This is a genomic window from Methylobacterium sp. E-005 (genome assembly GCF_022829725.1).
Classification (GTDB): Bacteria; Pseudomonadota; Alphaproteobacteria; order Rhizobiales; family Beijerinckiaceae; genus Methylobacterium.
Map to the genome: position 1 here is coordinate 368,738 of NZ_JAKSYG010000256.1, position 13,258 is coordinate 381,995.

The window sequence follows — 13,258 nt, forward strand, 5'->3', positions numbered from 1 at the left end:
TATTCTGCGACAGGCATCGACATTTAACCGCGAGCGTAAAGTCCAACCAGTAAGCCCTTGGCGGCGACTAGACCATGCATCGCGCTCAGGAGAGCGCCGCGGCCCGGGTTCTCCGCGAGGTCTAGGGTCTGCCGCAGGGCGTAAATCTGAAACAGGTAAGCATGCTGGCCGTGGCCGTTGGGCGGATCCGGCGGAAGCCAAGCGGTTTGCAGGAAGCTGTTTTGCCCGAGCGGGACATCAGCATCGGACGCGGGCCGCGAGACGGCGCCCTCAACGAGTCCGGTTCGATCGGCGGTGAGATTCCAGACGATCAGATGAACCAGCGGATGCGGCGTCGGACTTCCGGCATCCTCCACTAGGAGCACCACGGAGGCGGTCTCCGGCGGCAGGCCGCTCCAGGCGAGCGGCGGCGACACGCCCTCGCCATCCGCGGTGAAACGGGCCGGCATCGTGGCCCCATCGGCAAAGGCGGGACTGCTCAGCGTGAGCGACGCCGGAACATCCGGGAAGGCTTCGTGAAAGGCCGCCTTCTCGGCGCCGGCCTTCAGGCCCGACAGGGCCTCACCCACCACACGCGGTATCTTTTCAAGCATTGCCACCGTCTCCGCCGCGGTGCCAACGGCAAAGGCGGCGTTCGGTTCAGTCGCGATGCTCGGCTGCGACCATGTAGTTCACCGCGGTGTCCCGGCCGGTGCGCCAGCCGTCGGTGAGGGGATTGTAGACGACCCCCGTCGTGTCCGTCACCGCCAGCCCTCCCGCCCGGATGGCGCGGCTAAGCTCGTCCGGCCTCACGAACTTTTCCCAGTCATGCGTGCCGCGCGGCAGCCACCCGAGGACGTACTCGGCGCCGACGATCGCGAGCGCGAAGGAGCGCATCGTCCGATTCAGGGTCGCGGCGAACAGCATGCCGCCGGGCTTCACTGCCGCGCAGGCCGTACGCACGAAGGCCGGCATGTCCGAGACATGCTCGACCACCTCCATGATCAGTACGGCGTCGAAACGCTCGCCACCCGCCACCACCGCCTCGATCGTCTCGCCGCGGTAGATGACCGGCACGTCCGCGGCCTCGGCATGGGCCCGCGCCACCGCCATGTTCTGTTCGGCCGGATCCAGCCCCGTCACGGTCGCCCCGAGCCGGGCCAGCGGCTCGGAGAGCACACCGCCGCCACAGCCGACATCGCAGATCGTCAGGCCATCGAGCGGAAAGGGTGCGCGCGGATCGCGCCCATAATGGCGGCAGAGCGCGTCGCGGATATAGGCGAGCCGCACCGGATTGAAGCGGTGTAGGACCCGCATCGGGCCGGTCTCGTCCCACCACGTGGCGGCGAGCGCATCGAACCGGGCGACCTCGCCGCGATCGACGAAGCCCCCGCTGCCGCTCTCCGTGGCTGCCCTGTCCATAAGCGTTCCGTCCTCGAACTTCCGGCCGCGCCTTAGCACGACGGTGCTGGTTGAGTCGCCGCGGCGCGTAGGCGTCATGCTTGGCCGGTTGTTGACACCTTACCGAGCCGCTTGTACCCGCCCAGCACCCTTCGGATGGGCCTGCTTCGGTCCCGTCCCGCCGCCTCCGAAAAACCCGCGCCATCGGGACCCCGCGATCGAGAGACCATGCCCCGTCTGGTGATGAAATTCGGCGGCACCTCCGTCGCCAACGTCGACCGCATCCGCAACGTCGCGCGCCACGTCGCCCGCGAGGTCGCGGCCGGCTACGAGGTTGCCGTGATCGTCTCGGCCATGTCGGGCAAGACCAACGAGCTGGTCGACTGGGTCAAGGATGCCAACCCGCTCTACGATCCCCGGGAATACGACGCGGTCGTCGCCTCGGGCGAGCTGGTGACGGCCGGCCTTCTGGCGATCGCGCTCCAAAAGGACGGACTGAAAGCCCGTTCCTGGCAGGGCTGGCAGATCCCGGTGGTGACCTCGGATGCCCATGGGTCGGCCCGCATCGCCGAGATCGACCCGAAGAATCTGGAGGCCGGCTTTGCCAAGGGCGAAGTCGCGGTGATCTCGGGCTTCCAGGGCATCCACGCCGAGACCGGCCGGGTGACGACTTTGGGCCGCGGTGGATCCGACACCTCAGCGGTCGCAGTGGCCGCCGCGATCGGCGCCGAGCGCTGCGATATCTACACGGACGTGGACGGGGTCTACACCACGGATCCGCGCATCGTGCCGAAGGCCCGCCGCATGGAGCGGGTGACCTTCGAGGAGATGCTGGAGATGGCCTCGCTGGGGGCCAAGGTGCTTCAGGTGCGCTCGGTGGAGCTTGCTATGGTTCACCGGGTGCCGACGACGGTGCGCTCCTCCTTCGATCCGCCGGACGCCGCGCGCCCGGGCACCCTCATCTGCGACGAGGACGACATCGTGGAACAGCAGATCATCACCGGGATCGCCTTCTCCCGGGACGAGGCGCAGATCACCCTGCGCAAGGTCAAGGACAGCCCCGGCGTCGCCGCCGCGATCTTCGGGCCGCTGGCCGACGCCAACATCAACGTCGACATGATCATCCAGACCGTGTCGGGCGATCAGTCGACCACCGACATGACCTTCACGGTACCGGCCTCGGATTACGAGCGGTCCCGGGCGATCCTCGACGAGGCGCGGACCCACATTGGCTACGCGCAGATCGAGGGCGCTACCGATGTTGTGAAGGTCTCGGCGATCGGCGTCGGTATGCGCAGCCATGCCGGCGTCGCCGCGAAGGCCTTCCGGTCGCTGGCCGAGAAGGGAATCAACATCCGCGCGATCACCACCTCGGAGATCAAGTTCTCTGTTTTGATCGAGGCCGCCTACACAGAGCTTGCCGTGCGCACGCTCCACTCGCTATACGGCCTGGATCAGGCCTGAGCCTGGGACGACGCGGGTTCGATCCGGGCGCGTGGTGTGAGCTGAACAGTCGCGGTCCGTTTCGCTGATCCCAGAGCGCCTCTGGAGTGTGCGGCACGGTCCATCCGGCGCCGGCGGTCCCGAGCTGGCGCCAAGGTTGCAGGGTGGTCGACGCCAAGGCCACTCACCGACACTGGAACGACGAAACGATGCCCGCTGCGCCCGGAGGCCCGCGCCTGCTGCTGCGCCGCCTTCGCGAAGCGATGGCGGAGCCGGTCAGCCCCCAGGCACGGCTTGACCGCATCGTCGTCCTGATCGCCGCCAATGTCGTGGCCGAGGTCTGCTCGGTCTATGTGCTGCGCGATGACAACACCCTTGAGTTGTTCGCCACCGAGGGCCTGAACCGCGAGGCGGTCCACCAGACCCGCATGCGCGCCGACGAGGGCCTCGTCGGCCTGATCGCCCGCACGGCCGAACCGCTCTCCCTGTCCGACGCCCAGAACCACCCGGCCTTCTCGTACCGGCCGGAAACCGGTGAAGAGGCCTATCACGCCTTTCTCGGTGTGCCGCTGCTGCGCGCCGGCAACACGCTCGGCGTCCTGACAGTCCAGAACAAGACCTACCGCGTCTATTCCGAGGAGGAGATCGAGGCGCTCCAGACCACCGCCATGGTGCTGTCGGAGATGATCGCCTCGGGCGAACTGGAGGGTCTGGCCCCGGATGCCGGCACGGCCGCCCGGCGCCCGGTCCTGGCCCGGGGCATCGCGCTGGCTGATGGGATCGGCCTCGGCTACGTGGTGCTGCACGAGCCCCGCGTCGTCGTGAAGACGCTGATCGCCGAGAACGTCGAGCGCGAGGTCGCCCGCCTCGACGAGGCGATCGAAGAGGTGCGCTCGGCGATCGACGCCCTGGTGGAGCGCGGTGACCGGATTGGCACGGCGGAATCCCGCGAGGTGCTGGAGACCGTCCGGATGTTCGCCCACGACAAGGGCTGGCTCCGACGGATGCGCGAGGCGGTGGCCTCCGGCTTGACCGCGGAAGCGGCGGTCGAACGGGTCCAGTCGGACAACCGCGCCAGGATGATGCGCCAGTCCGACCCGTACCTGCGCGAGCGGCTGCACGATCTCGACGATCTCGCCAACCGGCTCCTGCGAGCCCTGATCGGCCCGGGCGCGGCCGGGGTGCTGGTGCTGCCGGAAAACGCCATCCTGGTGGCGCGGACCATGGGGCCGGCCGCGCTCCTCGACTACGAAGCCTCGACCCTGCGGGGCATCGTACTGGAGGAGGGCGGTCCGACCAGCCACGTGGCGATCGTCGCCCGGGCGCTGGGGATTCCGGCAGTCGGCGAGGTGGAGAACGCGACGGCGCTCTGCGACGCCGGCGACGCCATCATCGTCGACGGCGTGGCGGGCGAAATCCATGTCCGGCCCGGCCCGGAGGTCGAAGCAGCCTATGCCGAGATGGTGCGCCTGCGCGCCCGCCGGCAGGAGCAGTACCGTGCTCTGCGAGACGTCCCGGCCCAAACCCGGGACGGGCTTCGAGTCGGCCTGCATCTCAATGCAGGGTTGCTGGTCGATTTCAGCCACCTGAAGGAGACCGGCGCCGAGGGCGTCGGCCTGTTCCGCACAGAGCTGCAATTCATGGTGGCGCAGCGCATGCCCTCGGCCGCGGAGCAGCAGGAACTGTACCGGAAGGTGTTCGCTGCGTCGAAGGGCAAGCCCGTCACGGTGCGCACCCTCGATATCGGCGGCGACAAGATCCTGCCCTACATGGCCAAGCTCGAGGAGGAGAACCCGGCGCTGGGCTGGCGGGCGATCCGCATCGGTCTGGACCGGCCGGCTTTGCTGCGGATGCAGCTTCGCGCGCTCCTGAAGGCTGCGAACGGCGATCCGCTCAAGATCATGTTCCCGATGGTCGCCACCGTGGACGAGTTCGTCCGCGCCCGCGGCATCGTCGAGCGCGAGAAGGCCTATCTCAAGCGCCACGGCTACCAGCTCCCGGTCGATTGCCGGCTGGGTGCGATGATCGAGGTACCCTCGCTCCTGTTCCAGATCGACGAGATCGCCAAGGAAGCGGATTTTCTCTCCGTCGGCTCGAACGATCTGATGCAGTTCCTGTTCGCGGTCGATCGCGAGAATCGCCGGGTGGCCAACCGATTCGATCCGCTCAGCGTCGCGGCGCTCCGAGCGTTCCGGCTGATCGTCGAGCGGGCGAACGCCGCAGGCTGCCCGGTGACGGTCTGTGGCGAGATCGGGGGACGGCCCCTCGACGCAATGGCGCTGATCGGCCTCGGCTATCGGGACCTGTCGATGTCGCCGGCCGCAATCGGCCCGGTCAAGGCGATGGTGCTGAGCCTCGATGCTGCGGCGGTCGCCGCCCTCATCGACACCGAGATGGCCAGGATGCACGACGGCGATTCCCTGCGCCCGGCCCTCACGGCCTTCGCGCATGCCCACGGCGTGCCTATCTAGAGTCTCAACCCTTGCCGGATATCCGGCCGGGGTTGTACGGCAACGCCACGACGCTCTCGGGCGGCGCGCTGCGGTTTCCGCTCTCGAACGGGAGACGTGGGGGGAAGGACTGGACGCCGGGTCTCGAACCTGCCGACCAAAACCTTTCCGCGTCCGAGACGTGATCCGCGCCCCGACCGGGACGCCGCGCACAGAGCTCTAGAAACACGGGCGATGATCCCCTTTCCCACCGAGCGCCTCGACGCCATCCTGGCGCGGCACGATATCGTCACCGCACAGCTCGCCTCCGGTGAGGGCGATCCGGACATCGTGGTCCAGCTCTCGCGCGAGCTGTCGGACCTCGATCCGGTCGTGGCGGCCATCCGCCACTATCGAACCTCCCTGGAGAATCTCGCCGGCGTCGAGGCTTTGATCGATGAGCCCGGCACGGATTCCGAGATGCGGGCGCTCGCCGCCGAGGAGAAGCCGGAGGCGCAGGCTGCGCTCGAGTTGGCACATCGCGACTTGCAGTTCCTGCTGTTGCCGAAGGACGCCGCGGACGAGAAGAGCGCCATCCTGGAAGTTCGGGCCGGCACCGGCGGCGACGAGGCGGCCCTGTTCGCCGGCGACCTGTTCCGGATGTACGCCAGATACGCTGAGTCGAAGGGCTGGCGGGTCGAAGTGATCTCGGAGAGCGAGGGTACGGTGGGCGGTTTTCGCGAGGTCGTGGCCGAGGTGAAGGGACGGGGCGTGTTCGCGCGCCTCAAATACGAGAGCGGCGCCCACCGGGTGCAACGCGTGCCCGATACCGAGACGCAGGGGCGCATCCATACCTCGGCCGCCACCGTCGCCGTGCTGCCCGAGGCCGAAGAGGTCGATATCCATGTCAACGACGCGGATCTGAAGATCGACACGATGCGCGCCCAGGGCGCGGGCGGCCAGCACGTGAACAAGACGGAGTCGGCGATCCGCATCACCCATCTGCCAACTGGCATCGTGGTGTTCGTCCAGGAGGAGCGGTCGCAGCACAAGAACCGCGCCCGTGCCATGGCGCTGCTGCGCGCCCGGCTCTACGAGGCCGAGCGGAACGCGAAGGATTCCGCCCGCGCGGCCGACCGCAAGGCGCAGGTCGGCTCGGGTGATCGCAGCGAGCGGATCCGGACTTACAACTTCCCGCAAGGCCGCGTGACCGACCACCGGATCAACCTGACCCTCTACAAGCTCGAGGAGGTGATGGCCGGCACCGCCCTCGACGAGGTGGTGGACGCCCTCATCACCGAGCATCAGGCGGAACTCCTGGCCGCCGAAGGCATGGCCTGAGCGGCGCCGTGACAACGGGGTCGAACCTGGGTCTGTCCCGCCGGGCGGCGCTGCGACACTGCGCGGCCGTTCTGGAAGCCGGCGGCCTTGCCGAAGCGGCGGTCGATGCCCGCTTCCTGGTGCTCGGAATCCTCGGACTCGAAGGTCGCGATCTCCTCCTGGCCGGGGATTGTCCCCTCCATGATAGCGAAGCGGCGGCCCTGGATGCCGCCCTGGTCCGGCGGCTCTCCGGCGAGCCGGTTGCCCGCATCCTGGGCGCTTGGGAGTTCTGGGGTCTGCCCATCCGGCTCGGCCCCGAGACTCTCGTCCCACGGCCCGATACCGAAATCCTGGTCGCGGCCGCGCTGGCGACCATCGCGGACCGGCATGCGCCGCTGCGGTGCCTCGACCTCGGCACGGGTTCTGGTTGTATTCTGGCGGCACTCTTGAGTGAGTTACCCCGGGCCTTCGGCATCGGCCTCGACCGTTCGGCTGCGGCGCTCGCCATCGCGCGCTACAACCTCGCGGCGAACGGGCTCGCCGGGCGGTCTGCCGTCGCTGTTTCGGACTGGTGCGACGCGGTAACGGGTTCCTTCGACCTCTTGGTGTCGAACCCGCCCTACATCGCGCGGGACGTGATCCCGACGTTGCATCGGGAAGTCCGGACGCATGATCCAAGGGCTGCCCTCGATGGCGGGCCCGATGGTCTCGACGCCTACCGGCGCATCCTCGAGGGTGTTCGCACGCAGGGGCTTCTCGCTCCGGAGGGGACGCTGATCGTCGAAATCGGCTTCGATCAGGGGGCGGTCGTGCGCGATCTCGCCGCTGCGACCGGCTTCGTGGATCACGGCCTCACGCGCGATCTCGCGGGCAACGACCGCGTTTTGTCTTTCGGTCTTTCCAAAGGCGGTGGGAATCCCCACGTCAGGATCCTCGCGCGCTAGATCCCCGCCCGATCGCATCGCAATTCGGCTCGGCGCCGAGGCTATATTGTCGGGCGCTGTTTCACCGAACCGCAGGCCACTTCGGCAGAAAGTGACGCCGTCGAAAAAATGCTTGTTGCCTGAGCCGGGGAACGCTAGTGTCGTCTTGAAGATCGCGAACGGTTCGTTAAGACGGACAACGCTATGGTCGGTGACGACCACAGGTCGCCGATGGGTTCGCTGATCCCCAAACCGTTGGACCAGGGCGCGCGTGGCAGCGCGGCGGTCTAGCAGCATTCGAGCCTGACAATCAGCTGGTTTCCGGTGCCTAGCCCGGGCGCACGGTGCGAGGGATGGTCAGACAGTCGCGAGGGTCGCAGTGCGGCCGCACGCGCAGCGCCGCCGGGTGCGCTTGACCGGTGTGCGTTTCGAGATCCCGAACGGGCGCCTCCGAAGACAGTCGTTTGCGTGAACGAGGGTCATTACAGACCGATGAGACCAAACCAGAATCGACGGATGCGCGGCCGGAATCGGCCGAAGGGTCCGAATCCGCTGACGCGCTCGTACGAATCCAACGGTCCCGACGTCAAACTCCGCGGCACCGCGCAGCACATCGCCGATAAGTACGCTCAGCTCGCCCGTGATGCATTGGCGGCGGGCGATCCGGTGGCTGCCGAGAACTACTTCCAGCACGGTGAACACTATTTCCGGATTGTGTCGGGTGCTCAGGACCAGACCCGTCCGGCCAATACAGGCGGTTACGCCAGCCGTCCTTACGATGACGAGGGCGATGAGGGCGACGAGGACGGGCAGGGCAATGGCGCGTCCCAGAATGGCCGCGCCTATAACGGCTATGACGACGGCGATCCGGGTCAGCAGCCCCAGCCCTATGAGGCGCGCGGCGACCTGAATCAGGATGGACGCCAGAACCGAGACCGGTTTCAGAACCGCGATCAGCGCCGCTTCGACAACAACGGCCGCCAGGATTACCGCCGGCAGGACCAGCCGCGACAGGATTACCAGCGGCAGGATTATCAGCGCCCGGACTACCGGCAGGATCGGCAGTCGAACCGTCAGGACTACAACCGGCAAGAGAATCGGCAGGATTATCGCCAGGACCGATCGGACAATCGGCAGGAGGCGTTCCAAGAAAACCGCCAAGAAAACCGCCAGGAAAATCGCCAGGAAAATCGCCAGGACACCCGCGCCGATCAGGGCCGGTACGACAACGGACGCAACGATTCGATGCGGACGGAGACGCGCGCCGAGCCACGGTCTGAGACCCGGCAGGAAACCCGGGCGGAGCCCCGTTCGGAGGGGCGTCCCGAGCGGGCTCCGCGCGGCGAGACCGCGCGGCAGGGTGAAGCCGCTCCCCGGCGCGAACGCCGCCGCGAAGCCGCACCTGTCGCTGCAGCTGAGGATCCGAGCGGCCTGCCGGCCTTCCTGATGGCCCCGGCCCGGCCGGTCCCGGCGGCTGAGCCGCCGGCGGCACCGGACTCCGAGGCAACCGCCGAGGAGGCGCCCGCCGCTAAGCCCCGCCGCCGCCGTCGCCCGCGCTTCGAGAGCGTTGCAGAGGAAGGCGAGACCCGCACGCCGTCCGAGGATGGATCGACCGAGTAGGTCGAAAAAGCCCCGGATCATCGATCTGGAAGGGCCGTCCCGGGCAACCGGGGCGGCCCTTTGTCATTGAGCGCCGCTGCACGGGTGCACACCGGTCCGTGCAGACCTCGACACGAAAGACGAGCCGGGCAGGGGCAAGATCGGGCGTGGAGCGAACTGCTCTGTCATAGGTCTTCCGAGCGCCGACGCAGTGGCGCGGGATCGAGGGGCGCGAGAGGACAGGAGCGCGCCCGCGTTCAATCCTCGTCGGAGGCCTGGGGGCCACCCGGCGTTCCGCGATAGCCGGTCGCCAGGACGTAGAGCTCGCTCGAATCGGCCCGACTCGCCGCCGGCTTTACATGGCGGACGGTGGCGAAATCCCGCTTCAGATCGGTCAGCAGCGCGCTCTCGGTGCCGCCCTGGAGCACTTTTGCGAGATAAGCGCCGCCCGGTCCCAGCACTTCCCTGGCGAATTCCGCTGCGGTCTCGGCCAGGCCGATGATGCGCAGATGGTCGGTCTTCTTGTGGCCGGTGGCGTTGGCTGCCATGTCGGACATCACCAGATCGGCCGGACCGCCGAGCAGCGCCGTGAGCTTGGCCGGCGCCTCGGGATCGAGGAAGTCCAGGGTGATGAATTCGACGCCGGCCATCGGTTCGATCTCAAGGAGATCGATGCCGACGATCCTGCCGGAGGGCCCCACCATCCGGGCGGCGACCTGCGACCAGCCGCCCGGCGCGGCGCCGAGGTCGACGATCCTCTGGCCGGGCCGGAGCAGCTTGTAGCGCTCGTCGATCTCCATGAGCTTGTAGGCCGCGCGGGAGCGGTAGCCCTCGCGCTTGGCCCGCGCCACGTAGGGATCGTTGAGCTGCCGCTCCAGCCAGCGCTTCTGCGACAGGGTCCGCCCGCGGCCGGTCTTGACCCGCTGCTTCAGCTCCCCCCGCACGCCGCCGCCGGAACTCGCGCCGCCGCGCCGGTCGCTCATCGTGCCGCCTTCATCGAACTGCCTTCCTGTTCCAGACCCCGTCCTCCCGCATCATGTTCATCAGAAGGCCCTCGCGCAGGCCCCGGTCGGCGATGCGTAGGCGCTCGGACGGGAAGGCCCGGCGGATCGCCTCGAGGATCGCGCAGCCGGCGAGCACCAGATCGGCTCGATCGCGGCCGATGCAAGGGTTGTCGGCCCGCTGTTCCAACCGCGTGTCGAGCAGGTCGTCGATGGCGGTGGTGACGGCGGCGTCACTCATCCACAGGCCATCGACGCGTCGTCGTTCGTAGCGCGCGAGGCGCAGATGCATGGCGGCGATCGTCGTGACCGTGCCGGAGGTGCCGAGCAGGTGGAAATGCCTGCCCGTCGCAGCAGCCGCCGCCCGAATCGCGAAGGGCGAGAGCTTCTCGGCGACTTCCTCGACCATGCCTTCGAACATGCGCCGCGTGACCTCGGCCCCGCCGTGACGCTCGGCCAGGGTCACCACGCCGACGGGCAGCGAATCCCAGGCCCGGATCCGCAGCGTCGGGTCGGTGGACGGGTTGGCGGCAGCGCCGTCGAGCCAAGCGATCTCGGTGGAGCCGCCGCCGATATCGAAGATCACGACTGATTCGGCGAGCGGATCGGCGAGCGCCGCACAGCCGGTGACGGCGAGGTAGGCCTCGGTCTGGCGGTCGACGATTTCGAGGTCGAGGCCCACACCCCGGCGGACGCGCTCGACGAAGGCCGCCCCGTTCACGGCGAGCCGGCAGGCCTCGGTCGCGATGACCTTGGCCCGTTGCACACCGCGAGTCTGCATCTTGGTACGGCAGATGCGCAGGGCCTCGACGGTACGCTCGATCGCGGCCTCGTTCAGGCGATCGGAGGTGCCGAGTCCCTCGCCGAGCCGGACGATCCGTGAGAACGCGTCGATCACCCGGAAGCCGGTGAAGGTCGGCTCGGCGATCAGCAGGCGGCAATTGTTCGTGCCGAGATCCAGCGCCGCGTAAGCCGGGCGCCGGCGCTCACGGCCCATGATCGGGCTCGGCTGTTGGGGCGGCTCTGCACCGATCTGGATTCGGGACGGCGCGGCCGCGGCGGTCTCGTCCCTCATCGGCGCGGCCGTCGATCCTTCGGGTCGGCCTGGAGCGCGGTGCCCGGCCTCAACTGACTTTCGACCCTACAGGCTCGGCGGGGAACTGCAACGTCCGATCGCCGCCACGCTCAGGCCACGGCCTTCATCAGACCGGCCCGGCGCGGGATCGGCCGCAGGAGGCTCTTCACCTGCGAGTAGGGGCGGGGGCGGTTGATCACCTCGTCGAGGCGCGACCACAGGGTCTTGGGCGAGAACGGCTTGGCGATGATCTCATTGACGCCGAGCGCCACCGCGCGGTCCACGACGTTCCGGCGCGGCTGGGCCAGCATCAGGATGATCGGAATGGTTGGGCAGGGCGACGTGGTAGGCGTGCGCGCGAGGCGGATGAACTCCTCGCCCGATAGGATCGAGAGATCCCAATCGATGATGCTGATATCGGGCTTGCTCTCTGCCAGGACGCCGAGCGCCTCGGCGCCGTCGGGCGCTTCCAGGACACGCTTGATGCCGACGCGCATCAGCATATCGCGCACGATTCGACGGATGTAGAGGCTCTCGTCGACGACGAGGGCCGAGAGATCGGGAAAGGTCGGGGTCGCGATCATGGCCGGTCGCAGTGCAGGACGCGACGCCGAAGCTACCCGGCTACCGTTTGCGCTTCGCTAACGCGTTCTCTCACATGCGAAAGATTGTGCCGGGACTCGTGGGCCGCCTGCGTTGTTTCCCGCAAGAAAGTAACGAAACGGGCGCGTTTGAGCCAAGAAGGTCCTTGCGGTCAAGGCCCGATTGCGTCAGGACTGGGGCGTTATTCTTGGTTACCGCGACCTGGGGTAATGATAGTGCGGGGCGTGGGCTGTCTGGGATGGCGCGCACGCGGTATTCGAGACAAGGGCGGCGGACGGTTTTTGCGAGCTTTCTATGGGACGTGGTCGTGATTTCAGAGGGCCGCAGAAGCGCGGCTTCGACGAGAGTGGCGAGCCGAGATGGCCTGACCAGGCTCCTCCCAGCGGCGGATATGGCGGCGGGTACGGCGGTGGTGGTTTCGGTGGCGGTGGTGGCGGCTTCGGCGGCGGCGGCGGCGGGTTCGACCGCGGTCCGTCCCGCGGCGCGGCCCCGGTCGCTTCCGGGCCCGAGCAAGATGCCACGGTCAAGTGGTTCAACAAGGAGAAGGGCTTCGGCTTCGTCGAGCTGGGTGACGGCGGCGGCGATGCCTTCCTTCACATCCGCGCCGTCGAAGCGGCGGGCCACGCTGATCTCATGCCGGGAACCCGCCTGACGGTGACCACGGCACAGGGTCAGAAGGGCCCGCAGGTGACCAGCGTCACGAGCGTCGACACGTCCACGGCCGAGGCGCCGGCTCCCCGCCGCGAGTTTCGTCCGCGGACCGGCGGCTACGGCGCTGCTGACGGCGGCCGCGGCTTCGGTGGCGGCGGCGGTGGTGGCGGCTACGGTGGTGGCGGCTACGGTGGTGGCGGTGGTGGTGGCGGCGGCGGTGGCCGATTCGCCGGCGGCCCGTCGGTGGAGATGACCGGCACCGTAAAATGGTACGACCCGGCCAAGGGCTTCGGCTTTGTCTCGGTCAATGATGGCGGCAAGGACGTTTTCGTCCACCGCTCGGCCCTGTCCCGCGCCGGTCTCGATTCGCTGGCCGAAGGGCAGCAGGTCACCCTGGGCGTGGTCGAGGGTCAGAAGGGCCGTGAGGCCCAGAGCATCAACGTCGAGGATTGAGGCGATCGCGGCCGTTTTGACGCCGCGATCCGCATGAAGACTGAGGGCGGTGGTTCCGGATGGAACCGCCGCCCGCTTCGTTTCTGGGCGACATCCCCGAGTCCGCCATGCGCCGTATCGTGCTTTCAGCCCTTCTCGTCGTCCTGGCCGGCGGTGCGCGCGCCGAAGATTTTTCCGGCTTCTATGCCGGGATCAACGCCGGCTACGCGCGGGGACATGACCACGACCGGTCAATGAGCGAGGCGCCATCGCCGCGCGTCAAACTCGAGGCCGAGCTACCGCCGAGCGCACGGGACGCCGCGCTGGCGCTGCGCCGATCCGGGTCGGGGCGCACGGCTCCGCCATCCGGGTACTGAGGTGCAGCCTTGTCCGAGAAGGCGC

Annotated in this window: 12 protein-coding genes; 7 read left to right on the top strand and 5 right to left on the bottom strand. The window is 68.2% G+C overall.

The window, feature by feature from the left end; translation table 11 throughout:
- Positions 1 to 23: 23 nt before the first annotated feature.
- Positions 24 to 593 carry a YbhB/YbcL family Raf kinase inhibitor-like protein gene (locus tag MKK88_RS32725; protein WP_244007784.1) on the bottom strand — a complete coding sequence of 190 codons (570 nt, stop codon included), beginning with the start codon at positions 591 to 593 and terminating at the stop codon, positions 24 to 26.
- 46 nt (positions 594 to 639) lie between these two features.
- Positions 640 to 1,401: a bifunctional 2-polyprenyl-6-hydroxyphenol methylase/3-demethylubiquinol 3-O-methyltransferase UbiG gene (gene ubiG, locus MKK88_RS32730; protein WP_244007786.1), complete on the bottom strand. Its 762-nt coding sequence runs from the start codon at positions 1,399 to 1,401 to the stop codon at positions 640 to 642.
- A 207-nt stretch (positions 1,402 to 1,608) separates the two neighbouring features.
- Here ubiG and MKK88_RS32735 point away from each other — a divergent pair, with 207 nt between their 5' ends.
- From MKK88_RS32735 to MKK88_RS32755, 5 genes are all read left to right on the top strand, one after another.
- Entirely contained in the window at positions 1,609 to 2,844 is a 1,236-nt protein-coding gene (locus MKK88_RS32735) for an aspartate kinase (RefSeq protein WP_244007788.1), read from the top strand.
- 188 nt (positions 2,845 to 3,032) lie between these two features.
- Entirely contained in the window at positions 3,033 to 5,294 is a 2,262-nt protein-coding gene (gene ptsP, locus MKK88_RS32740) for a phosphoenolpyruvate--protein phosphotransferase (RefSeq protein ID WP_244007790.1), read from the top strand.
- Positions 5,295 to 5,507: 213 nt separating this feature from the next.
- Positions 5,508 to 6,593, top strand: a complete 1,086-nt coding sequence (gene prfA, locus MKK88_RS32745) for a peptide chain release factor 1 (protein WP_244007792.1) — start codon at positions 5,508 to 5,510, stop codon at positions 6,591 to 6,593.
- Between the two features lie 8 nt (positions 6,594 to 6,601).
- Positions 6,602 to 7,516: a peptide chain release factor N(5)-glutamine methyltransferase gene (gene prmC / locus MKK88_RS32750; RefSeq protein WP_244007795.1), complete on the top strand. Its 915-nt coding sequence runs from the start codon at positions 6,602 to 6,604 to the stop codon at positions 7,514 to 7,516.
- Positions 7,517 to 8,011: 495 nt separating this feature from the next.
- The gene (locus MKK88_RS32755; RefSeq protein WP_244007976.1) at positions 8,012 to 9,115 is read left to right on the top strand and encodes a DUF4167 domain-containing protein; all 1,104 of its coding nucleotides are present in this window, start codon (positions 8,012 to 8,014) and stop codon (positions 9,113 to 9,115) included.
- Between the two features lie 236 nt (positions 9,116 to 9,351).
- On the opposite strand, the gene MKK88_RS32760 is transcribed toward MKK88_RS32755, so the two are convergent.
- From MKK88_RS32760 to MKK88_RS32770, 3 genes are all read right to left on the bottom strand, one after another.
- Entirely contained in the window at positions 9,352 to 10,077 is a 726-nt protein-coding gene (locus tag MKK88_RS32760; RefSeq protein ID WP_244007797.1) for an RlmE family RNA methyltransferase, read from the bottom strand.
- Between the two features lie 10 nt (positions 10,078 to 10,087).
- Positions 10,088 to 11,170 carry a Ppx/GppA phosphatase family protein gene (locus tag MKK88_RS32765; protein WP_244007799.1) on the bottom strand — a complete coding sequence of 361 codons (1,083 nt, stop codon included), beginning with the start codon at positions 11,168 to 11,170 and terminating at the stop codon, positions 10,088 to 10,090.
- Between the two features lie 110 nt (positions 11,171 to 11,280).
- A complete protein-coding gene (locus tag MKK88_RS32770) occupies positions 11,281 to 11,754 on the bottom strand; it encodes a response regulator (RefSeq protein ID WP_244007800.1) in 474 nt (157 codons plus the stop codon).
- Between the two features lie 313 nt (positions 11,755 to 12,067).
- Between MKK88_RS32770 and MKK88_RS34010 the strand changes: the two genes are divergently transcribed.
- Positions 12,068 to 12,877: a cold-shock protein gene (locus MKK88_RS34010; RefSeq protein ID WP_279602688.1), complete on the top strand. Its 810-nt coding sequence runs from the start codon at positions 12,068 to 12,070 to the stop codon at positions 12,875 to 12,877.
- A 59-nt stretch (positions 12,878 to 12,936) separates the two neighbouring features.
- Positions 12,937 to 13,233 carry a hypothetical protein gene (locus MKK88_RS32785; RefSeq protein ID WP_244007802.1) on the top strand — a complete coding sequence of 99 codons (297 nt, stop codon included), beginning with the start codon at positions 12,937 to 12,939 and terminating at the stop codon, positions 13,231 to 13,233.
- Positions 13,234 to 13,258 lie beyond the last annotated feature (25 nt).